General features: G+C 33.6%; 21 protein-coding genes and 1 pseudogene. 7 read left to right on the top strand and 15 right to left on the bottom strand.

All coding sequences use genetic code 11. The features are described 5' to 3' along the window. Positions 1 to 5: 5 nt before the first annotated feature. The gene (locus Q0787_RS03780; RefSeq protein WP_298900899.1) at positions 6 to 971 is read right to left on the bottom strand and encodes an NAD-dependent epimerase/dehydratase family protein; all 966 of its coding nucleotides are present in this window, start codon (positions 969 to 971) and stop codon (positions 6 to 8) included. 154 nt (positions 972 to 1,125) lie between these two features. Between Q0787_RS03780 and Q0787_RS03775 the strand changes: the two genes are divergently transcribed. Both Q0787_RS03775 and Q0787_RS03770 read left to right on the top strand, forming a co-directional pair. Further along, entirely contained in the window at positions 1,126 to 1,650 is a 525-nt protein-coding gene (locus Q0787_RS03775) for a hypothetical protein (protein ID WP_298900898.1), read from the top strand. A gap of 103 nt (positions 1,651 to 1,753) precedes the next feature. Next, positions 1,754 to 3,817 (top strand): M13 family metallopeptidase, encoded by a 2,064-nt coding sequence (locus tag Q0787_RS03770; protein ID WP_298900897.1) that lies wholly within the window; start codon positions 1,754 to 1,756, stop codon positions 3,815 to 3,817. Between the two features lie 71 nt (positions 3,818 to 3,888). Here Q0787_RS03770 and Q0787_RS03765 read toward each other — a convergent pair whose 3' ends face one another. Both Q0787_RS03765 and Q0787_RS03760 read right to left on the bottom strand, forming a co-directional pair. Beyond that, positions 3,889 to 4,578 (bottom strand): hypothetical protein, encoded by a 690-nt coding sequence (locus tag Q0787_RS03765; RefSeq protein ID WP_298900896.1) that lies wholly within the window; start codon positions 4,576 to 4,578, stop codon positions 3,889 to 3,891. A gap of 69 nt (positions 4,579 to 4,647) precedes the next feature. Beyond that, on the bottom strand, positions 4,648 to 5,454 hold the full coding sequence (locus Q0787_RS03760; RefSeq protein WP_298900895.1) for an NAD-dependent epimerase/dehydratase family protein: 807 nt from the start codon (positions 5,452 to 5,454) through the stop codon (positions 4,648 to 4,650). A 108-nt stretch (positions 5,455 to 5,562) separates the two neighbouring features. Here Q0787_RS03760 and Q0787_RS03755 point away from each other — a divergent pair, with 108 nt between their 5' ends. Then, entirely contained in the window at positions 5,563 to 6,027 is a 465-nt protein-coding gene (locus tag Q0787_RS03755) for a CBS domain-containing protein (RefSeq protein ID WP_298900894.1), read from the top strand. Positions 6,028 to 6,029: 2 nt separating this feature from the next. Here Q0787_RS03755 and Q0787_RS03750 read toward each other — a convergent pair whose 3' ends face one another. Both Q0787_RS03750 and Q0787_RS03745 read right to left on the bottom strand, forming a co-directional pair. Further along, on the bottom strand, positions 6,030 to 6,719 hold the full coding sequence (locus Q0787_RS03750; protein WP_298900893.1) for a GIDE domain-containing protein: 690 nt from the start codon (positions 6,717 to 6,719) through the stop codon (positions 6,030 to 6,032). A 55-nt stretch (positions 6,720 to 6,774) separates the two neighbouring features. After that, a complete protein-coding gene (locus Q0787_RS03745; protein WP_298900892.1) occupies positions 6,775 to 7,125 on the bottom strand; it encodes a hypothetical protein in 351 nt (116 codons plus the stop codon). 535 nt (positions 7,126 to 7,660) lie between these two features. On the opposite strand from Q0787_RS03745, the gene ssb (Q0787_RS03740) reads away from it, so the two are divergent. Beyond that, positions 7,661 to 7,987 carry a single-stranded DNA-binding protein gene (gene ssb, locus Q0787_RS03740; protein ID WP_298900891.1) on the top strand — a complete coding sequence of 109 codons (327 nt, stop codon included), beginning with the start codon at positions 7,661 to 7,663 and terminating at the stop codon, positions 7,985 to 7,987. 81 nt (positions 7,988 to 8,068) lie between these two features. Further along, complete coding sequence (gene ssb, locus Q0787_RS03735) at positions 8,069 to 8,401, top strand: single-stranded DNA-binding protein (RefSeq protein WP_298901520.1); 333 nt, start codon at positions 8,069 to 8,071, stop codon at positions 8,399 to 8,401. 143 nt (positions 8,402 to 8,544) lie between these two features. Here ssb (Q0787_RS03735) and Q0787_RS03730 read toward each other — a convergent pair whose 3' ends face one another. From Q0787_RS03730 to Q0787_RS03700, 7 genes are read right to left on the bottom strand one after another with little or no spacing between them, the layout of a single operon-like run. After that, positions 8,545 to 8,958, bottom strand: a complete 414-nt coding sequence (locus Q0787_RS03730; RefSeq protein ID WP_298900890.1) for a bleomycin resistance protein — start codon at positions 8,956 to 8,958, stop codon at positions 8,545 to 8,547. A gap of 1 nt (position 8,959) precedes the next feature. Beyond that, positions 8,960 to 9,217 (bottom strand): hypothetical protein, encoded by a 258-nt coding sequence (locus tag Q0787_RS03725; RefSeq protein ID WP_298900889.1) that lies wholly within the window; start codon positions 9,215 to 9,217, stop codon positions 8,960 to 8,962. Next, positions 9,201 to 9,623 carry an NUDIX hydrolase gene (locus Q0787_RS03720; protein ID WP_298900888.1) on the bottom strand — a complete coding sequence of 141 codons (423 nt, stop codon included), beginning with the start codon at positions 9,621 to 9,623 and terminating at the stop codon, positions 9,201 to 9,203. The genes Q0787_RS03725 and Q0787_RS03720 overlap by 17 nt, the downstream gene beginning before the upstream one ends. Before the next feature lie 6 nt (positions 9,624 to 9,629). Then, on the bottom strand, positions 9,630 to 9,929 hold the full coding sequence (locus Q0787_RS03715; RefSeq protein ID WP_298900887.1) for a hypothetical protein: 300 nt from the start codon (positions 9,927 to 9,929) through the stop codon (positions 9,630 to 9,632). Between the two features lie 11 nt (positions 9,930 to 9,940). After that, the gene (locus tag Q0787_RS03710) at positions 9,941 to 10,918 is read right to left on the bottom strand and encodes a deoxyhypusine synthase family protein (RefSeq protein ID WP_298900886.1); all 978 of its coding nucleotides are present in this window, start codon (positions 10,916 to 10,918) and stop codon (positions 9,941 to 9,943) included. Further along, complete coding sequence (gene speB, locus Q0787_RS03705) at positions 10,905 to 11,843, bottom strand: agmatinase (protein WP_298900885.1); 939 nt, start codon at positions 11,841 to 11,843, stop codon at positions 10,905 to 10,907. Before speB ends, Q0787_RS03710 begins: the two co-directional genes overlap by 14 nt. Position 11,844: 1 nt before the next feature. Next, the gene (locus tag Q0787_RS03700) at positions 11,845 to 13,305 is read right to left on the bottom strand and encodes an arginine decarboxylase (RefSeq protein ID WP_298900884.1); all 1,461 of its coding nucleotides are present in this window, start codon (positions 13,303 to 13,305) and stop codon (positions 11,845 to 11,847) included. Between the two features lie 420 nt (positions 13,306 to 13,725). On the opposite strand from Q0787_RS03700, the pseudogene Q0787_RS03695 reads away from it, so the two are divergent. Then, positions 13,726 to 13,893 (top strand): annotated as a pseudogene (locus Q0787_RS03695) (single-stranded DNA-binding protein); the annotation flags it as partial. Between the two features lie 115 nt (positions 13,894 to 14,008). Here the strand turns inward: Q0787_RS03695 and Q0787_RS03690 are convergent. From Q0787_RS03690 to Q0787_RS03680, 3 genes are read right to left on the bottom strand one after another with little or no spacing between them, the layout of a single operon-like run. Next, entirely contained in the window at positions 14,009 to 14,458 is a 450-nt protein-coding gene (locus Q0787_RS03690) for a hypothetical protein (protein WP_298900883.1), read from the bottom strand. Positions 14,459 to 14,469: 11 nt separating this feature from the next. Beyond that, positions 14,470 to 20,931: an RHS repeat-associated core domain-containing protein gene (locus Q0787_RS03685; protein ID WP_298900882.1), complete on the bottom strand. Its 6,462-nt coding sequence runs from the start codon at positions 20,929 to 20,931 to the stop codon at positions 14,470 to 14,472. Between the two features lie 12 nt (positions 20,932 to 20,943). Beyond that, positions 20,944 to 22,758 (bottom strand): T9SS type A sorting domain-containing protein, encoded by a 1,815-nt coding sequence (locus tag Q0787_RS03680; protein WP_298900881.1) that lies wholly within the window; start codon positions 22,756 to 22,758, stop codon positions 20,944 to 20,946. Positions 22,759 to 22,996: 238 nt separating this feature from the next. On the opposite strand from Q0787_RS03680, the gene Q0787_RS03675 reads away from it, so the two are divergent. Further along, positions 22,997 to 23,149 carry a single-stranded DNA-binding protein gene (locus Q0787_RS03675; RefSeq protein ID WP_366915876.1) on the top strand — a complete coding sequence of 51 codons (153 nt, stop codon included), beginning with the start codon at positions 22,997 to 22,999 and terminating at the stop codon, positions 23,147 to 23,149. Positions 23,150 to 23,165 lie beyond the last annotated feature (16 nt).

Here is a 23,165-nt window from a genome sequence, read left to right as displayed (position 1 = left end):
TTCGGTTAGGAATTAATCTCAGAGTCCTGATATTTACGACCCAATTGCGTTAACATTTCTGTAGTCATTTTTTCGAGATTAAAGTCGTGGCTCCAGTTCCAATCTTGCCTTGCAGAAGAATCATCTATAGACTTTGGCCAGCTATCGGCAATCTGTTGCCTAAAATCTGGTGTATAAGTGATTTTAAAATCTGGAATGTGTTTTTTTATTTCTTCCGAAATAGATAATGGTGTAAAGCTAATGGCTGCTAAATTATAAGATGACCTTATTTTAACCTGTTCTGATGGTGCTTGCATTAGGTTAACCGTAGCATTAATGGCATCGTCCATAAACATCATTGGAAGCTCAGTATTTTCAGATAAAAAACAATCATAGTTTTTGTCAAGTATGGCTTGGTGATAAATTTCAACAGCATAATCTGTTGTGCCACCACCAGGCATTGTTTTCCAACTTATAATACCAGGATAGCGAATACTTCTTACGTCAACGCCGTATTTAGTATTGTAATATTCGCACCAGCGTTCTCCAACCTGTTTTGTAATACCATAAACTGTTGTAGGTTCCATGATGGTATGTTGAGGTGTGTTTTCGGTAGGTGTTGTAGGTCCAAAAACAGCAATACTCGAAGGCCAAAAGACACGTTTTATAAAACCGTCTTTTGCCAGATTGAGGACATGAAAAAGAGAATTCATATTTAAATCCCATGCTTTCATAGGATACTTTTCACCAGTGGCACTTAGCATAGCTGCCATTAAATAGATAGTGTCAATATCATGTTTTTCTACACAAATTTTTATTGAATTATAATCTTGGGCGTCCACAATTTCAAACGTTCCAGAATTAACAACCTCTAGGTTGTGGTAGCCAATATCGCTCGCAACAACCTGTTCAAATCCATGAATATCTTTAAGTTTAAATGTAAGCTCAGAACCTATTTGTCCGCAGGCACCAATAATTAATACTTTAGGCATATGTAGATGATGTTTAATCGTTCATCAAAAATAACAAGAATATAGACTACAAAAAACATAAAATTGTAAAATTAACAACTCATTAATTTTTGTTAATTGCCATTTAGATTTATTCGCTTTGCCTATATTTACCGCGAATTGAATATATTAAGTTATGCGCTTTAATACGCTATATATTATAGGATTTTGCTTGCTACTAACTAATTGCAAAAATGATAAAGTTTCTGAAGTAATTGAAGAAACACCAGAGCAGAAAGAAGCTAGAATAATATCTCAAAAAGATATTGAGAGCTTTAGGTATGCCGATTTTGAATTAAGCCCAGATTCTCGAAAAGCTGCGGCAGATTGGCAAAAGTATCAGGAACTTAATACCCAAATTGAGTTATTGAAAAAAGCCGATTTAAGTTTTTTTAATGGAGATCTTCTGTTATTAAAGACCTTCTTAACAGAATTAAGAACGGAAATGCCCGAATCCTTAAAAACTAATGAAATTAATGCAAGAATCACAGCGTTAGATACGAAAGCACAAAAATTAAACAGTCTTTTGAGCATTCCTAACATTAGTAAAGAAGACCGTTTACAAGGGATTAAAGAACTCTTAATTACGGTTTCAAATCTTAATCTACAGATTAATAAGAAGTTTGAATTTGAGAAAAACAACGTCTTTAAACCTCAATAACAGTCTTAAAATATTCTTAATATTTTGTTAATATGTAACATTTTTGGGTTTAAGGCTTCTTATTAATAACTAATTTTAATCAAATTTAATTTTCACACACATTATGAAAACCAATATCAAAAGTATTTTGGTGGTTTCTGTATTGGGACTTTTTGCATTTTTAGGATGTAAAGAAGAGCCAAAAGAAGAAACTGCCATGGTCGAGGTAATTCCTGGAATTAATCTCGAAAACATGGACACGAAGGTGGACCCTAAAAATGATTTTTACAATTACGTAAATGGTAATTGGGTAAAAACAACTAAAATCCCTGAAGAAGAAACCCGATGGGGAGGATTTGGAGTATTACGTAAATCTACAAGAGATGACGTTTTACAAATATTAAAGACCTCTAAAGAGATAGGTAATTATGAAGAGGGGTCAGATCAGAAAAAGGCATTGTTGATTTTTGAATCTGAATTAGATACTGTAGCACGTAATAAAGCAGGTATTGAACCTTTAAAGCCTATTCTGGCTAAAATAGATGGTATAAGTAGTATAGAAGAAATGCAAACTATTGAAGCAACTACTTTAGGTGTTTCATCACCTTTTGCAGGTATTGGTGCTGGACCTGATTTAAACAATAGTGCCATGAATACCGCTTGGGTAGGTCCTGGAGGAACAGGATTACAACGTGATTATTATTTGGATCAAGATGATAAGTCTAAAGAGATAAGAGAAAAGTATAAAGCTCATATTTCAAGAATGTTGCAGTTTATTGATTATAGTAAAGAAGAAGCAGATGCTGCTGCTGTCAAAGTTATTGAAATGGAAACTCAACTGGTAGAGCCAAGGTTAGATAAAGTAGCCGCAAGAGATGCTCGTAATTACAATAACCCAAGATCTATTTCTCAATTACAAGAAATGTGTCCTGCTATAAATTGGAGTAAGATGATTTCTGATCTTGGAATTGAAAAGAAAATAGATACGATTATGGTGGCTCAACCTAAATACATGGCTGCTTTAAGTGACTTCTTACAGAAAACGCCTATTGAAGATATAAAAACCTTAATAGATTGGAGCACAATTGATAATACAGCAGGATTCTTAACAACAGAAATTGAAAGAGCCAATTGGGAGTTTTATGCAAAAACATTAAGCGGTGCTAAAAAGCAGCGTGATGCTGAAGAGCGTGCCCTTGGGACTGTAACTGGATCTGTTGGTGAAGCCATTGGTCAATTATATGTTGAAGCTAAATTTCCGCCAGAAGCTAAGGAGAAGGCTGAGAAGATGATAGCCAATGTTATTAAAGCGTTCCAAATTAGAATTCAGAATTTAGATTGGATGAGTGAAGATACTAAGAAGAAAGCTATTGAGAAGTTAGACAAATTCACTGTAAAAATAGCCTATCCAGATGAGTGGAAAGATTATTCTGATTTAATGGTTAAAGAAGGTAATACTTATGCTGAAAACATGATGGCAATTGGGCATTGGGCCTTAGAAGATAACTTATCTGATATCAACGAACCAATTGATAAATCTGAATGGGGAATGCCACCTCAAATGGTAAACGCTTATTTTAATCCAATTAATAATGAAATCGTATTTCCAGCTGCAATTCTACAGCCTCCTTTCTATAACTATACGGCAGATGATGCTGTAAATTATGGTGGTATAGGTGCTGTTATTGGCCATGAAATTTCGCATGCTTTTGATGATTCTGGATCACGTTTTGATGGTGACGGAAATTTAAAAAACTGGTGGACAGAAAAAGACCTTGAAGAGTTTACAAAAAGAGGAAACGCCTTAGCCGAGCAATACAGTGCTATAGAAGTTATGGATAGCGTTTTCATTAACGGTAAATATACATTGGGTGAAAATATTGGTGACTTAGGAGGAGTACTTGGAGCTTATGATGGCTTACAATTACTTTTTGAAGAAGAAGGAAGACCTGATGATATTGATGGTTTTACTGCCGAGCAACGTTTCTTTATGTCTTGGGCAACTGTTTGGAGAACGCTAACGAGAGAAGATGCGTTAAGAAGACTTGTGAAAACAGACACACATTCTCCAGGAAAAGTAAGAGCTACTCAACCGCTTAAAAATATTGATGCTTTTTATGAAGCGTTTAATATTAAAGAAGGGGATGACATGTGGATAGCTCCTGAAGACCGTGTTAGAATTTGGTAATCTCAACCATTTAAATACAATAAAAAAAAGCACCCAATTTGGGTGCTTTTTTATTCTAAATTAGAATTTATTTATTCCTTTTTCTCTTTTCTCGCAGCTAAAGCCTCTTTGCTTAATTTGGCTAAATTAAAGTTAGCATCCATAACCATAGCTTCATCTAAGAGTCCAATGGCTGTATCTAAATTATCCGTTTGATTCATGTTAAACGTGATTAAGGCTTTTAGATAAGTTAATGCGCCTTTTAATGAGACTTCATAAGGACGTTGCGACTCATAATAAGAACGCTTCATATCGTCTTTAACATTAGTTAAACCATAATCTACTTTTGCTTTTGCCCCAGCTAAATCTTGGGTCTGCATTTTTAGTTCGGCAATTTCATAAGCCAAATATGAGTTTGCATCTCTTTTAAAAAGCTCTTCATAAAATACCAAAGCACGTTGTGGCTGATTTAATGCCTTTAATGCAATTGCTTTAACTTCAGTATTCATGTCTGTATCTGTTGGATTTTGATCTATTCCAATCGTATTTAAAGCTTCTAAGTTTCTGCCCTCAGATGCATAGATATAAGCCAAAGTATCTAATCTTGCTTTGTTGGGTTGTAACACATTAAGGTGCGTCATTGCATTGATAACACCTTGTACGTCACCCTGACTTTTCATTTGTTTGTAATAGTCTTCGAAATGTTTTACCAGTTCAGATTTTGTTTGAGCTGTTGCACCAAATGTGGTTGCTAGAGCCAAAAGGAGGATAAGTTTTTTCATCGTATTCGTCATTTATTGCGCCAAAACTAAAAAAATATATGGCATATATTCTTAAAAGTCTGCTAATTATTAGAGTTTTACTTGGAACTCATAATTCAAAAGACGTACCAATTTTTGAGAATTTATAATTTTTCCTTTGCTTTTAACGTCTTTGTTAAACTCTGGGACAGGGATATTTAATGCGTTGCAAACGGCAATATAATACGTCTTTTTGATTGGATGAGTTAATGCAGAAGCGTTTAAAACGAGATCCCACAAGTTGTGTTGAACAATTGACATAATTATGGAAATGCAGTCATCTCGATGTATTAAATTTACAGGAGCGTTAGCGTTCTTTAAATTGGTTTTGCCTGATAAAAATTTGGCAGGATGTCGGTCTTCGGCAAAGAGTCCACTAAAACGTAAAATAGTTGTTTTAAAAGATGTATTCTTCTGAAATAGGCGTTCTACAGCTACTAATTTCAATGCGGTTTTGGACGTAGATGTGGGCGAGTTTTCAGTAATAACGGGAAAAGTTTCGTGATCATCATAAACCGAAGTAGAACTAATAAAAACAACATGTTCTACCATAGATGTTTCAATATGCTCAAGAAGGAATGTCATTTGTTTTACGTAATCACTGTTGGGATTTTTCCGAAGACCAGGAGGAATGTTTACAATAAGTGTTTTACAATGTGAAAGGCAATCATCAATTTGACCCATAACACCTGTAGGAGATAAACGCACTACAAAAGGAATAATATGAGCTTGTTTAAGGCTTGGTATTTTAGTTTTGGATGTTGTAGAACCATGTACCTCGTAGCTGTTTTTAATAAGCCTTTCGGCTAATTTAAATCCTAACCAGCCACAGCCTATAACACAAATCTTCTGATGCAATGTTCTTTTTTTTAAATACTTTGAAATTTACAAATTATTAGTGGGATTTGAACTCTAGCTTAATTCACTTATTTTCAGTAACTTTAAAACACACAAAAAAAATTGGTTATGGGCATTAAAAGTTTTCAAGGGGCAAGAAAGCAACAAAATACTACAGAAACGGTAACAATTAAAGTTAGCGATTTCATGACACGAGATCTCATTACATTTAAACCAGAACAGACGGTTGAAGAAGTTATACAGACCTTGATTAAAAATAAAATTTCAGGAGGTCCAGTGGTAAATGACAACAATGAATTGATAGGTGTTATTTCAGAAGGAGATTGTCTTAAACAAATTAGTGAGAGCCGTTATTACAATATGCCAATGGAGCAACATACTGTTGAAAATCGGATGGCAAAAAATGTTGAAACTATTGATGGTAACATGAATGTTTTTGACGCAGCTAATAAGTTTTTAGAATCTAAAATACGACGCTTTCCAATTGTAGAAAATGGTAAATTAGTAGGACAGATAAGTCAGAAAGATATTTTAAAAGCTGCTATAGAACTCAAAGGGCAGAATTGGAAATAAGTTTACAACTTTCTATGGCTAGGCAAGGTTTCGGGTAAATCGGTAATAATGATTTTCTGTTTACCTTCGCTTACTAATGTGGCAATTTTAGAATATGGATATTCTGGTAAGGGCTCGCTTAATGCTTTCCATTTAGCAATTCCGGCCACTGTAATGCGCTCGCCAATTTCAATAACGCCTTCTTCATAGCGTAGACGTTTGTTCATGCCAAAGAAATTTTCAGGTTTAATATTATAACGTCTTAAAACCGCTTCAAATTTTGGGGTAGGTCCATTAAACATTCCTGAAGACGTTTTAGCATCTTTTACCAAATAACTAACATAGTTTTGAGGATGATTTGTAGGTTTTATGATAACAAAATCACCATTGGTATCTACAAAAAACTCCTGAAATTGTTCATCTTGGAGTACTGTTTTCCATCGCGTACTTTTACCAGTACTAACACGTTGTTGTATTTTAATTTGATAAAACACACATTTTTTTCCAGAATAAGGTGCAATTAATGGATCTTTTACATGCAATGCTTTTCCGCTTACTTTTGAGAGTTCGTTGGTTTTTAAACTGGACGCAGGTTTGTTTGGGATTTTAGAAAGTGTTCTAAGAATTACATTTTTTCTACTAAAATGAACCCCTAAAAAAATGATTAATCCAAAAACGCAAACAATAAGAATGATGGCAAGAGTTGTACTCATTTGAGATGGTTTGGTTGTATATATAGGTAGTGGAAACTTAAAAAACGTTACACTGTTAGCTTTCTCGTTTCACTAATGCGTAGTAATCACCTTCTAAGGGTAGGTAACCTTGATCGTATACAAAATAGTAAACTGTCCCAGCTTTAGTGGTGTAAATACTTGTAAAATAATTGAAATCGAATCCCTTTTCAACCATTTTGGCTCTAGAGACTTTTTTCTTCTGGTCTGGATTGAGAACTTCTAGAATACGGTAGTTTTTTCGTAAACGGTTATTCGTATTTCTAATGAGGTTTTTACTGTCTTTGTTTATTGAATTATTATACGAATTACGACAAGCATCACTACAGAATTTTTTATCAATTCTGCCTACTATTTTTTTACCGCATTCAGGACATTGTTTTTGCATAGTTTAAGTATTAAAATTAGGATGTAAGCGGTCCAAAATTCAATTTCTGTTTCAGCTGAAAGTTAATGAATTAAAGTTTCAGTTGAAAATTATAATAGCTTAGGACACCATCTTAATTAATAGCTTCATCTGTAAAATGTATACATTTTGAAATAATTTTGGCAATTATATACGACCTTACACTAATTGTCGCGTTCATTGACTGCAATAGTTCAATTAGGCTTTGGATAGCCAGCAAGAGCGTAATCTCAACATTACTGAATTAGTAGTAATAAGTAGATGAATGGAATGAATTGCGTACTTCAAAAAAAGTGATAATCTTCACTTAGAAATCAAACTTTAGTTGCTTGTGGTAAATTGTATATAGTTGTCCTTTCTTCTGAAATATTATTCGTTTACAAACGACTACAAACATTTACAAACGATTTTAAATATGTAACTACCGACTAGTAGTTGGAATACGTCTCATATTTGCAATGTTGAATCACTGAAGGTTCAATAGTATTAACTGTTTAACATTAAAAAAATTAAAATTATGAACACACTTAGAAACAGAGTACAGTTGATTGGAAGATTAGGACAAGATCCAGAAATTGTTAGTTTTGACGATGGCAACAAAATGGCAAAATTCTCACTCGCTACAGATGATAGCTACAAAGACAAAGATGGGAATAAGGTAGAGCGCGCTTATTGGCATAATATTGTAGTGCGTGGCGGACTTGTAAAAGTTGTAGAGGATTATGTTACTAAAGGAAAAGAGATTGCCATTGAAGGTAAACTCACCAACCGCTCTTGGGATGATAAAGAGGGTAAAAAGCATTACACAACAGAAATCATTTGTAATGAGTTATTGATGTTTTAAGCCTTCTAAACGTTATATAGTATCGAAAGAGGACGCGATAAGCGCCCTCTTTTTTTTGTGTAAATTAAAAAACAGAAAGCCATAAATACATTAAGAAATAGAGTACAATTAATAGGAAATTTAGGAAACGATCCAGAAGTCATCACCTTAGAATCTGGAAAGAAATTAGCGAAGTTCTCGCTAGCTACAAATGATAGTTATAAAGATGCTTCAGGAAATAAGGTTGAAGATGTTCAATGGCATAATCTTGTTGCCTGGAATAAGACAGCGGAGATTATTGAGGAATATGTGACTAAAGGAAAAGAGGTTGCTATTGAAGGGAAGTTAACTCACAGAAGCTATGATGATAAGGATGGGCAAAAACGATACGTTACTGAAGTTGTTGTGAATGAGTTATTGATGCTGGGCAAGTAGGTATTATAGCTATTTGTGGTAACACTTTTTATATTAGAAATATCTAAAATAGAGCTCCAACTTCAAATCCGAAATGGAGCTCTATTTAAATTACAATTTTATTTTCCAATCAAAAGAGCTTATAAGTTTCCAAGAATGGAGCATCAGAAACTGAATATTTCTTTGTCGTCTTTGAAATTTTTAAATTCTAATATATATCCGTTAGGGTCTTTGACAAAAAAAGATAAATGCTCTCCCGGTTTATTTTTTAAAAAAGCGGCCTGAGTAGTAAGCTCTAAATTTTGATTGTTTAGTTTAGAGTAAATTCTTCCCCAAGAGTCTATATCCAATATTATTCCAAAATGAAAAGATGGTAAAACCTTTCCCTCAAAAGAATAGCTAGGGTTAGTAAAATCAAATTTTCCAACTTGCGTAAATGTTAATTGATGCCCAAAAAGGTTAATGTCTAACCAATTATTTGCATACCTTCCCAAGTTCGCTCCAACGGTGTTAACATAAAACATCTTGGTGTCAACTAAGTTTTTACAAGGTAACGAAAGGTGAAATAAATTTTTCATGTTATTTTGAGTTCATTAGTACTAAATATTCAATTCTGTAAATGATGAAATCGTCTTGATTGCCAATGCTGTTTTCTGTATATTTTATACAAAATCTTTTATTTATGAGACGTTTATCATTTTTTAAGTTAAATTTCTTAAGCATTTGAGGATGAATTTCTTTAAAAATAATATCTTCATTATTACCTAATTTAAATATATAAAACCCATTAGTATTAGTATAAGACTTAAAAATAGCTGTTTCATATATGAGTTTCATGATCAATAAGGGTGTTAAATAATCTTTCAATTATATTTTTATCAAAAGAGTTTGTAAACTTTATAACTTTAGTCCATTTCACCCATTTCAATGATTTAAATTTTTCAGGCTCTTTATTTATAAACTTTTGCTCTTTTTTTGTGAGAATAAAATAGTGCCTACTTAGTGCATTTTTATCACCATTGATTATAGTGTTTGTTGTGTAATACTTAAAATGATTTTTATTTAAAATCACACCGGTTTCCTCATAGATTTCTCTAATCAATCCTTCTTCAGGGGATTCTCTTTTTTTAAGAAACCCACCAATAAAAACATATCTCTTTTTATCGTTTTTTTCTAAAACTAAAAGAGACGAATCTTCTATAACTATGAGTTTAGATTTATGTCTGTGCTTATTGATTTTCATATTTTATTATTCATCGTCACTAAAATCATCAGGAACTAAATCATGGTCATCATCATCATCATCATCATCATCATTATAATTATCGCCATTGTCCTCGAAATCTTCCATAGCTTGAACTAAACGCTTTCCTACTTTCACAAGATAAATAGTATCTTCAGTCTCTATTTCAACTGCTTCAATCAATTCATTTTTCGCATTTCTAAAGGCAATAATGTCTTTGTCTGAATATCCGTCTGGAAACTTTTCTATGAGTAGATTTAAAAGTTTCTCATTTAGTTTTTGGTAGTCTACAATTTTACGTATCATATTATTTAAGATTACATTCCTAATAAATAAGCAAAAATTAAAGGTGCTACAATGGTAGCGTCACTTTCTATAATAAACTTAGGGGTATCAATATCTAATTTTCCCCAAGTAATTTTTTCGTTTGGGACTGCTCCTGAGTAAGAACCATAGCTTGTTGTAGAATCACTTATTTGACAGAAATAGCTCCAAAAAGGGGTGTCTGTGCGCTCCATATCTTGATATAACATTGGAACTACACAGATAGGAAAATCTCCAGCTATTCCTCCTCCAATTTGAAAAAACCCAATTCCTTTATTTGAGTTAATTGTATACCAATCGGCAAGGAAGGTCATATATTCTATCCCTGATTTTATAGTGCTAGCTTTCAAATCTCCTTTTAAAACATAGCTGGCGAAAATATTTCCCATTGTACTATCTTCCCAGCCTGGGCAAACAATAGGCAAGTTCTTTTCTGCAGCCGCGTACATCCAAGAATCTTTTAGGTCTATTTCATAGTATTCTTCTAAGACGCCTGATAACAGAAGTTTGTACATAAACTCATGAGGCAAATAGCGCTCTCCTTTTTTATCAGCATCTTTCCAAATAGCATGGATATGCTTTTGAAGCCTTCTAAAGGCTTCTTCTTCAGGAATGCATGTGTCAGTTACTCTATTAAGCCCTTGTTCTAATAAATCCCATTCTTGCTGTGGTGTTAAGTCTCTATAGTTTGGAACTCGCTTATAATGTGAATGGGCTACTAAATTCATAATATCCTCTTCGAGATTTGCACCTGTACAGGAAATAATATGAACCTTGTCCTGACGAATCATTTCTGCGAATATCTTCCCTAACTCAGCAGTGCTCATGGCTCCTGCCAAAGACACCAACATTTTTGCTCCATTCTGTAATTGCGATTCATAAGCCTTTGCTGCATCTACCACAGTTGCTGCATTAAAATGCAAGTAATACGTTTCTATGAAATTTGCAATAGCTCCTTTAGTAGTCTTCATCCTCATCAAATTTTTTATAGTTCCCTAAACGGTTTGATTCTTCATAAGTATCATTATAGTTCTCCTCCGCATCTTCATTTTGAAACTTATAACTTAACATCTTGTAATATAATTTAGCAGCTAAAAAGTCTGATGATTTTTCATTTTCATTCGGGCATAACTCTACTATATCAAAACCAACTACATTTTTTTCTTTAAAAACCTCCTTTAAAAAATCTATAGTTTCATACCAAAACAATCCTCCTGGTTCAGGTGTTCCTGTGCTTGGTAATATAGATGGATCAAAAGCATCTAAATCAAAAGTGATAAACACATTTTCAGTCATTTGATCTATTGCTGAATCCATCCAAGAATCATCTGTAGCCATCTCATGAGCAAAATAGGTTTTGTCAACATCCATTACAGATTTTTCCTGTATGTCCATAGAACGAATACCTACTTGAATTAAATTAGTACTCTGGCTTGCTTCGTATACTGCACAAGCATGATTACAAGTACTTCCTTCATAGGATTTCCTTAAATCGGCATGAGCATCTATATGTAAAACTGTTAAGTTTTGAAATACTTCGTTAAAGGCTCTTATAGTTCCTATAGAAACTGAATGTTCTCCTCCAATAATGGTAACAAATTTATTCTTCTTTATATATTTTTTAGTCTCTTGGTGTACGGCGTCTACCATAACCTCAGGTGTAGCATTTAAGGTTACTGGTGCTGCAAGATATATTCCGTTTTTATACACTTCTGAATCCGTTTCTATATCATAAAGTTCCATGTTTTCAGAGGCTTCCAAAAATGCTTCTGGGCCTTTATTTGCGCCTTTTTGCCATGTGCTTGTACCATCGTAAGGTACAGGTATTAAGACAATCTTTGATGTGTCTAATTTTGCATATTCATCTGGGATACCAGCATACGTTTTAGTTTTCATTTTATGAGTTAGCTATTTGTAATTCTGTTCTAGAATTTGATTTTGTTGTTGTTTTTAATTTCGAGTTGTTGTTATAGCCTAATATCTCCATTAGGTCTTCACTTTTTTGTTGCTCTCTAAATAGTTCTGTTGTTATATCTCCATTACTATCCTTATCAATTAAAATATGTTTTGGTGCTGGAATTAAGCAATGTTGTAAACCTCCATAGCCACCAATAGTTTCTTGATATGCTCCAGTATTGAAAAAGCCGATATAGAGTGGTTTGTCTTTATGATATTTTGGTAAGTAAATTGCATTAATATGTTGTTCACTATTGTAATAATCATCGCTATCACAAGTTAAGCCACCTAATAAGACTCTTTCGTAGCTATCATTCCATCTATTAATAGGAAGCATCACAAAACGTTTGTTAATTGCCCAAGTATCTGGAAGCGTTGTAATAAATGATGAGTTTATCATGTTCCATTTCTCTCTATCATTCTGTTGTTTTTGATAGAGGACTTCATAGATTGCACCACCACTTTCACCTACTGTAAAACTTCCAAATTCAGTAAAAATATTTGGTACATCAACATCAGCTTCATCACATGCGAGTTTAATTTGATTTACGATTTCATCAATCATATACTGATAATCAAAATCAAAAGCCAATGAATTTTTAATAGGGAAACCACCACCAATGTTCAAACTATTTAATGACGGACAAATCTTTTTTAAGCTCGTATATACTTTTAAGCATTTTAAAAGTTCATTCCAATAATAGGCATTATCCCTAATCCCAGTATTGATAAAGAAATGTAGCATTTTAAGCTCGGCTCTAGGATTGTCTTTTATCTGTTTATTATAAAAAGGGACTATGTTTTTGTAACCAATACCTAATCTTGAGGTATAAAATTCAAACTTAGGTTCTTCTTCAGAAGCAATACGAATACCAATATCAAATTTGCCCTCTATTTCCTTAGAGAGTAAATCTATTTCCTCATAGTTATCAATCACAGGAATGCAGTTCCTATGTCCATGATTAATGAGTCTGGCAATATTAGTGACATATTGTTCTCTTTTAAAGCCATTACAGATAACAAAAGTGTCCTCATTTATTTTACCGTCTACTTTTAGATTTTCTACAATATCAATGTCAATTGCGGATGATGTTTCAATATGAATATCACTTTTCAAAGCTTCATTCAAAACATGTTTGAAATGTGAACTTTTTGTACAATAGCAGTATTTATAGGTACCATTATAATTATGATTGTTAATTGCATTACTGAACCATTTCTTTGCTTTTAAGATATTGTTTGTAATCTGCGGTAAATAGGTAAATTTTAAAGGTGCTCCATAGGTTTCTACTAATTTGTTTAAGTCTAAACCGTGAAACAAGAGACTTTCCCCCTCTAACTCAAATTCGGGTTGAGGAAAGTCGAATGTCTGATTGATTAAATCAACATACTTAGTGTTCATCTTATAATTTTTAAAAGTTATTAAATAGAAGGTATAGCAAAGCTACCTTCATTAAAAGGCAGTAATAACTTTCATCAAATCATAATTTGATATTGTATTTTGGGGACAAAACACAATTTTTTGAAATGCGCAGTAAATATTTCAACTTCGGAAGTTAGCTCTAAATTTCGGATACTTACACCATAAGCTGCTTTTGAATTTGACTTCCTAATTTTCAAAAGCCCGAACGTAAAAACGGTTTTCACTTTGTTCAGCTAAAAGCTCCTATGATAAAAGCTTCATATTACAAATGAAGAAAAAAAAACTTCAAAGACCAAATCAAATTTTGTAATCTAAGTTTTATATAGAAGAATTAACAATATTGATAGTGTATTAGAATTACTGTTTTAAGGTGGTAATTAATTACATTTGGTGTTTATTCACAATAGTGTTGTGCGCGGCGGACTTGTAAAAGTTGTAGAGGATTATGTTACTAAAGGAAAAGAGATTGCCATTGAAGGTAAACTCACCAACCGCTCTTGGGATGATAAAGAGGGTAAAAAACATTACACAACAGAAATCATTTGTAATGAGTTATTGATGTTTTAAAACTATAAATGAGTAATAAAAAAGGGAAACTTTAAGTTTCCCTTTTTTATTACATAGACGTGTTGTATTACAGGATATTTCTCAATATGATAGTCTTTTTTTTTCTTAGGCTAACCTATTCATAAGGAGGGTATTGCCTTATGTTTTGCATCTCTGGTGTTGGCGGATAAGTCACTCTAAAATTTAGCGCCTGTAAATCTTCAATACTTAAATCGTAACGCTTTAAAATATTGTAGTCATCTCTAATTTCATCCCAACTATAAGTTGATAGTGTATCAGGATGAAAAAAGTAAATAGACAATGTATCCGAAGGTAATGCATCAACTCTATCTTCCCATCTTCGAGAATTACCCCAATTTACTGTCCTTGTTACACTAGGCAAACTAATATCATCCATATTCATAGGTAATATAGTGTCAGGATATTTTACTGGAGAGTTTTCACTAGCTACATGAAATTGAAGCGTTTCATCCGTGTCATTTTCTACAGTAATAAAGTACCTATTATCCATACTTACTTCGCAAGAAGCTAAACTAATTAGCATTGTAAATAAAATGAGTCTCATATTATTATATTTTAAAGTGGAAAATCATCTTCAAAATCACTCCAGTCAACATTAAAATGCCTTCTAAAATATCTTGACGCATATCTATTAGCTTGTCTTTCATACCATCTTTCATCATGGTTTCCATTACCCGCTGCACTTATAACACTAGGTATTCCAACAGCAAATAAATATGACAGTCCAAATATTTGACTTTGAACATAATGTCCATATTCATGCATAAATAACGGATCTTGCAATATATAATTGTCAAAGTCTTGATCTATTTCTCCTGGGATGTTTATATTTATGAAATTACCTATTGAAACACCGTTACCATTATTTGTCTCAGAATCATTTTCATTGGTCACGAAAGTTGCACCTCCAAAAAAGTCTACTCTATCAACCTTTCCAAAAGTATTTTTAATTTGAGAATATGAACCTCCAACAAATGTTTGTAAAAACTGCCATGAATATCTGCTTACGCCTTCCCATACACCTCCAAAAAATGACTTATTCTCATCGAGGTAAAAATTCCCAACAAGTATTTCGGCCGCATTGCCAAGCCTACTCCAATCGCCAGTAAAGGCACCATGTACAGCTCCGCTTAAAATGCTTATTCCGGTAAATGCTCCATATGCAATTCCAGACCATGCGACCAGAGTTCCTACGACGGGAATTGTTAAAGCCGCGGCAATTCCGGCACCTACAATAGCTCCTGCTAATGCACCTTGGAAAAAGTAACCAACACCATCCCAAAAGTTACTAATATCTCCTCTAATAGCATGAGCAACAGTATTCCCAACTGCAAAAACTGCTGCTGCTATTGCAACTACAGCCCAGAAAAATTCTCCGGTGGCATCATTAAATGAAAGCGGATTGTTCCATACGTAGCCATAGCGGTTAAAACTTTGGGTATTAAATGGGTCTTGTATGAAATTATCTGGTGATAGAAAACGACCTAATTGCGCATCATACATTCTTCCATTCATATGTAGTAATGATACCTCAAAGAAATGCTCATGACCTGTAAACCCTCGACCAATTAAGGAGTCGTGATTAAATTCTGCAAGCTCATTATCTTTCTTAAATGCATCTGTCTTGCCCCAAGCTCCAAATTGACGCTCTTCTAAAATATTAGCCGAACCATCTGAAATAGCTAGAATGCTACCCAAATAATCTCTATGTAAATACACATATTCATCAATATCAGTTCCACCTGGCATACCGCTGGTCTTTATGTAAGATGCAGGTGAGGTATAAGCATCTCCATTGATATATGTAATGATCTTAGTACTTCCGTTTATGTTGTCATGCACCATTTCAACAGGAATGATACTTGAATATTGTTTATGGTATTGACGTTGCGTTTTATCTTCTTGAAGTCCTCCATAAAAAGCATGAGTACGCATCATTAAGGGACCATATTCAAAACTTACGCGACCTTTTTCATTTTCTGAAACCTCAATAGGTTTTTTAAAAGCATTATAAGTAATCTGTTGTAAATTATGTTGTTGATAATACAAATCGCCTTGATTATTTAAATCAATATTGGCAAGTTGGTACATGTTACTACTAGCATAATTATAACCTCCAACAGATGAGTTGTTAGTAATACGCCCTCTACCATCATATGCTTTAACATTTGAAACAGGAGCATCAACTTGTGTTAGTCTGTCTAAATTATCATGTGTAAAACTTTCATTCCAATTAGAAAAACCATAATTTTTACGACTATTTAAAATACCTCGTTCAGCATCAAAATTATAATCCATTTTTAGAGCTTGAGCACTACCTGTACCAGCGTCTTCTTTATCTAAAATATGGGTTAGAAAACCATATTGGTCATACTGTTTTGTTTTAATAATACCATTTCCTAATTCGATATCTAATGCTTGACCTCTAGCATTTTCTTCACTTATTTTCCAAATTAAATTATTGGAACTAAAATCTCTTATTTCTGTTCGAATACCTGCAGTATCATATACATTCTTTACTTTCACGTCACTGTTGGTTCCAGAACCTAAATGATTGGAAATGAAATTTTCACTTTCAATTCTTCCAAAATCATCAAAGGATAATCGCTTTTCAAAATTCCCGGTTTCGGTGGTTTCCTGAATTCTACTTAAACGCTTGTAAGTATCATAATAATAATTATAAGTGTAGCTAGAGTAGGTGTCACTTCTATTATTTGACCCATTAATAACATCCAATAATTTTGTCGTGCCATCGTATTGGTAATTCAATGTTAGGTCTGTTTCGTCACCAGTGACTACCTTTGAATCCAGTCGTCCAAGTGTGTCATATGTATAAGTTGATGTGCCTTTTGGTGTCGTTTCTTCAATAATTTCACCTAAAATATTGTATTGATAAGTATACGTTCCAGCGGAAGAATCTGTTAATGACGCTTTACGTCCCCAACCATCAATGGTTACTGAAACAGTATGACTACCATAATTGGCCGACTTCATTTCTCCATTACCATGATACTGATAAGTAACAGTTCCACCTGGATCTTGGAGGGTTGCTACATTACCTAATGCATCTTTAGTGGTAGTTACTGTTTTTGTCCCATCATCTACAGTAGCAGAAAGACCATTATAGGTTGTGTTGATTACTTTTCCAGTAAATAAAGAGTGTGAAATAGGCCTCCCATATTGATCATAGTACACTTGATTCCATTGTGTTGGACTATCTGTACTAAAATAAGGTTCACTTTCTCTCGTTTGGCGTCCCATAGCATCGAATTCAAAACGCTTTTGAATCCATTTATCATTAATGCTTAATTTTTTACTTTGCACAACCCAACCAAACTTGTTGAAATAGAGTTTTTCATCTTGTCCATCGGGATAATCGGTGCTTTTTGTTAAACACGAACCCAAACCTGAAACAGTTTCGGTATTATAGGCATATTTAGTTTCTTTACCTAGATAATTGGTTTGTTTTAATGGGCGTTGCCAGGCATCATACTCATATGAAGTAGTTTGCCCGTAAGGCGAGGTAGAAGACGTAAGAACTCCAATCGTTGCGTTATATATGTATGTTGTTTCTAGACCAAGAACATCAGTACTTTTAGTCATGAAACGACCGCCAGAGTCATATTCAAATTCTTCAACCCTATTTGTTATTCCAGTGCCGCTTAAGGTTTTTCTTGTATTGTTCCCAAAAGCATCATATTGAAAGTCTACTGTAAGCCAAGGCGTACCATTTCCTTTCTTTTTAGTTTGAGTAACTAGATTATTATTATACGTAAATTGGACTTCTGTACTAAAAGTGTTGCCATTAATTGTACTACTTTCAATTCGTTTAGTAGGGCGACCAACATGATAATATTGGTTTGTTGCAGATACATTATTAGTGTACAAATAACTTACTGTTGTAGAACCACCAGTAAATGATGTATTAATAGATAATGGATTTTTATAAGTATCATAAGAATAAGTATCTGTAGAACTTATATTTTGCAACCCATCTTCTTTAAGTATTTCAGTTGGCACATTAACAAAAACATTATTAGAAAGTAATTGTGTCGAGTACGTATAAGTCGTTCTATTTGCAAAATTTGAGGATGGGTAACTCGATGGTGACGAGGAGACCCATTGTTGTGTTACCGCGCCTCTCATTTGCATATCTCGTATAGATACATCCCAAAGTTGAGCAACACCAGATCCAAACCAATTGGTTCTTTTTACTTCTTTGAACCCTAAAAATCCTAAACCATCAGCATGAGAAACGGCACCTGTATATTGGAATAATTTAGTTTGCACATGCCCAGAACCTGTTTGTTTAGCTTCTTTTACGATTTTAAGAGGAGGTGCTATGTTAATATTGACATAAGGGTAATCTTCATCATAATCTGGAGAATATGCAGTAGGAGTATAAGGTAACCCATCATCTTCACCTATACGTTCATATAAAATATCAGTAACAAGACCATTATTTGTGATTTTATTAAGTGAAGTATCCTTTTTACTGTCACGATTAAAGACATACGTATGGACATTATTGCCATCTATATAAGCATACTCTAAGTTACTATTGGTAGACTTCGCTTCTAAAAACAAAGGAATCCCAAATTTTGTAACGCCATTGTTTGTTGCCAAAGAGTTTGTTGTTAGCTGAAAAGAAGGTGTACTCTCATTACTATTATGCTTGTTAGCGTATAGCATTAACCTATCACTCACTACCATGTAAGATGAATATGGGGAGACGACTTCATGCTTCAAAATATCAGCTTTACCATCTCCATTATAATCTTGTGCTATATAATGATACTCATATAGAGGATTACTCATATAAACCCCATTAACATAACGATTGCCATCATGTACGTAGTTTTCAGTGTAAGTCACTCCAATATTTTTCGAGTAATAATAAATATTGTTGCCTCTAGATAAATAAAAACGCCAAGTTGAGCTATTATTAGCAGATGGTTGAGCGAAGTCGGTTTTGCCATCTCCATTATAATCTGCAAGTAATATTGGTTTATCTTCATCTATATAACTATTAGATAAATAAGCAATTTGAACCAATTGATTTGAAGCGTTCATTGAATAAACCCTAACTATACCGTCGCGAATATGCATTAAATCTGTTTTACCATCTCCATCGAAGTCTACACCAAATAGCTTATCTGTACTATCTTGAATACGATGCGCTAACGAACCTATATTAACAGCAGTTGTACTGGCTGTACGTTTTAAATCGACAAAATAAACTTCAGAATTTCCTTGAGAAACGGTTTCATTACCACAAACACACTCGTCATAATCATCCCAATAATCATATTCCCATTCACATACTTTCTTATAATACTTTTTAGGAATAGCTAATACATCTGTTAATCCATCGCCATTAAAGTCTCCACTGATATAAGATTTCGGAATTTTTCTATAATCATTATTTGACGGAGGGTCACAATCAAAATCGCCAACAGGTCCAATTGGGAAATTAACAAATTTATCATATTGAAGTACTGGCCCATAAGCTGCCATTGCAAACGTTCGAAAACGTGCTGTTGAGTTAGAACTATTTACTGTTTCTCTAACATTTGTCACCCCTTGTTGAGATAGGATTTTACCATTCCAAGATAGAATTGTACTGGCAAAAACTTGATCGAATTTTTCAACATTTACAGAATACCCAATAGAGATTCCAGTGCCATAGTTATCAAAAATATCCATAAAAACATTTAGTTCATCTCTAGTGTTCTTGTTATAGGTGATAAAATCCATCTTTCCGTCTCCGTTAAATTCACCAACGGCTAATGCATCGGTATTATAATTAATACCTGGATAAATATCTAAGGTGTTACCATCCCTTTGAACTCCACTATAAGAATAATCGTAAGAAAAAGTAATTGGTGGAAATGATTGATTAGCACTGTTATATTCGCGAATTGACGACACTCTTTGATAGCCAAGAGAAGTAGTATTATGTGATAATTGATACTTTCTATATAATTGATTGCCACTTTTTACTTCAATACGATCTAAAATATTAGTGCGTTTAAAGGTGAGACCTTTGATGTAAGAAAGTTCAGGACGTGTTCTTGTTTTATAATAAAAATAGATATCATTAGGTGGTGTTGTACCTGTTCTTGAACCGTATTTAATTCTATTAATACGAAGTAAGTTATTACTTTGAGAGTAGTTGTATTCTATATAATTGCCTTGAGGGTCTTGTCGTTTGTATAATGCCCATTCTAATCGTCCACGAGAAGAACCTCCATTACCATACCATGCACGTGTACCATCAGGATAAAACACTATAAAATAGGAAGGTCCATAAGAAGATCCATAAGGTGATGTTCCGTATGCTTTAATTTTAATGTTCGAATAGTTTTCGGTTTGATATTCTGAACCGCTTGAACCGTAGCTTCCAGATTTTAAAAGAAGTCGTTGTCCGTCTATTGCAAATCTGTCACTACTATCAAAATCCACGGCATCAATTAATCCGTCGTGATGATTGCTGGCAGGGATTCTAGTTATTGTAGACAAACCAGAAACATTCCATCCCCATCCTGCAAGACCATTAGTTGCTTGGCTACTAAAAGAAATTCCAATATTGGGGGCTATATCTTTTATTCCAGGTGGCAAATTAATAGGCACGCTATAAGTAGCAGCTCCAGTCAGTGACACTGAAAACTTATCAGCCGTCGTTCCTGCATATCCAGATGATGTAGTGCCTCCTGGAGGTGGGTCAATAATTTCAAAACATTCTCCTGTTATTTGATTACATAAACCATCACAATCTGCGCAAGGGTCTGTTTCTATACAATCTCCAGTGCTTGGATCGATTATACATGGTTGTTTAGCCGCTCCGTTTGGTTGATTAGCATTAGATGCTTTTTGGTTTTTACTTGTATTTATTTTCTTATAATCTAACTTTATCGTGTTAGAAGGGTCTTCGAGGATAGAATTAGGAGTTTGTGCAAAACCAACAAATCCTATAAAAAATAATATGAAGCCTATAAAGTAATTTTTTAATTTCATTTTTTGAGTTGTTTAGTTTTTGATGATTTGTTCTGTTTTTACTGTCCCATTAGTAAAATGCATATGGATATGATAGGTTCCAGATGGCATGTCACTAATGTTTAGCTCTATTTGATTAGTAGGATTATTAATATTGATTCTTCTAACGAGAGCACCACTAGACGTATAAATATTAATAGAGTTTGTTAAATTGTAATCCTTACCTGAGAGTTTAATGGCAATTTTCCCATCAGTTGGGTTAGGATAAATGGTATGCTTTACATCTGTTAAATCTGTATCTTCTTTTGTTTCTTCACAAGGTAAAGGCACATCTGTTTGTTCTGCCACAACAACACCTTCTTCTTCCATTTTTACGCCTTCTTCGTTGATCATTCTACTTTCAGGAGCTACTGGCGAGCAGAAGCCCTCTTCTTCACAGTAGAAGCGTTGTTTTTGGTTTCCTGCAAGATCATAACTGAATATTAACTTTGAATCTGGATTAATACTTAGTAATTCTTCTAAAGTCCATTCTGAACCATTTACCTCTTCCATTCGAGGCGCATACATATATTGTCTGTCGTTGATATTAGTATCTCCATATATAAATGCTCTATGCTGTAAATTGGTAGCTGTAGATTTGAATTTATAATCGGTAATTGATTGGACAACTTCACCAGTAACTCCATCATAAATTTTCCCATGACTAACAGATGAAGCATAACTGCTATTATGAATATAACCAACTAGTAAATACCATCTATTAAGTTGAGGTAAGTCACCATTCCAAAAAGAAGGCCAGGTTTGGACAGTACCATTTAACTTAAGGGTATGATGAGAACTGCCTGTAAGACTGGTTAATTTAAAATATGAAAGCCCATCATTAGAATTTGTTTTTTTCATCCAAACAGATAAACGATAATCCTTTGTATGATTAATATTTATATATGATGATCCAAAACCGCCACTTTGAGCTCCATCACTATTAGGTATGGCCTTCCATAAAACGACGTCTTTTCCAATATGATTTTCACCTAATTCTCTACAGTTTTCTGAAGTTACCCCGTATTGAGTAAACCCTGAAACAGATCCACACCCAATTGTCCAACTTGAGTCATCTAAAAGATTAGTGTCAATTTCATTTAGTCCTAATAGATCTGCAAGGGGAGGCTCATTACCATCAACCATTTCTGCTCTAGGCGCATAAAAAAACTGTCTATCGGATGTATTAGTGTCATAATACAAATAAGCTCTATGTTTCAATTTTGTGGTTGTTGGAGCAAACTTAAAATCTGTAATATTGACAACTTTAGTTCCAGTAACAGGGTCATAAATTCCTCCATAACTTAGGTCTGAATTGTAGTTTTTACCATGAATATATCCAACTAACATATACCATTTGTTGAGTTGCGGTAAGTCTCCAACCCAGAAATATGGATTTGTTCCAATATCTCCATTTAATTTTAAAATGGTATAATCATAAAAGTTTGTGTCGGTACCGCTTTGCCACTGCTGACAACCAAAATAGCTATGCCCATCGTTAGAATTTGTTTTTTTCAACCAAACAACAAAGCGATAGGTTTCTTCATTATTGATATTATGATAGTTAGAGTTCCAACCACCATCTGCATTATTGGCAGCATCGTTTCCACCTTTCCATAAAATGGACGAATCGCCGAAAGGATCTGTCCCTAATTCTCGGCTATTTTCACTTGTAGCTCCGTTTTGAGCGAATCCAGAAACAGAACCGCTGCCAATAGTCCAAGTTGAAGTGTCTAATAAGTTTTGCGCTTTAGTTAAAGAAGAACTCAATACGAAAGCTAGAATAATAATAAGTAGTCTTAAATTCATATGTTGATGGCTTAAAAATTAATTGAAAATTTGTACGAATTTTCTTTGAAAATAAATATAAAAAACGACATTAACAATACTTCTTCTAAAAAAAATTAGTATTAAGTATTGATTTAAAGATGTTTACGCAAAAATCACTCTAAGCATCACCATATACTCTATAAAGGATTATTTAGTGTTGTTCTTTCTAAATTGCGTTTTTATTATTCACTTCAATTCATACTAATGTTCCGCGTATATGGTTTTGTTACCCATTTTTTTTAAATCTTATGTTGCTAAAGGAAAAAGGATTGCTATTGAAGGGAAATTCTCCAACCGCTCTTGGGATGATAAAGAGGGTAAAAAGTATTACACTACTGAAATCATTTGTAATGAGTTATTGATGTTTTAAAACTATAAATGAGTAA

This window comes from uncultured Psychroserpens sp., assembly GCF_947492715.1.
GTDB lineage: Bacteria > Bacteroidota > Bacteroidia > Flavobacteriales > Flavobacteriaceae > Psychroserpens.
The sequence above is the reverse complement of the archived record's forward strand: the minus strand, read 5'-3'. Positions and strand labels throughout refer to the sequence as shown.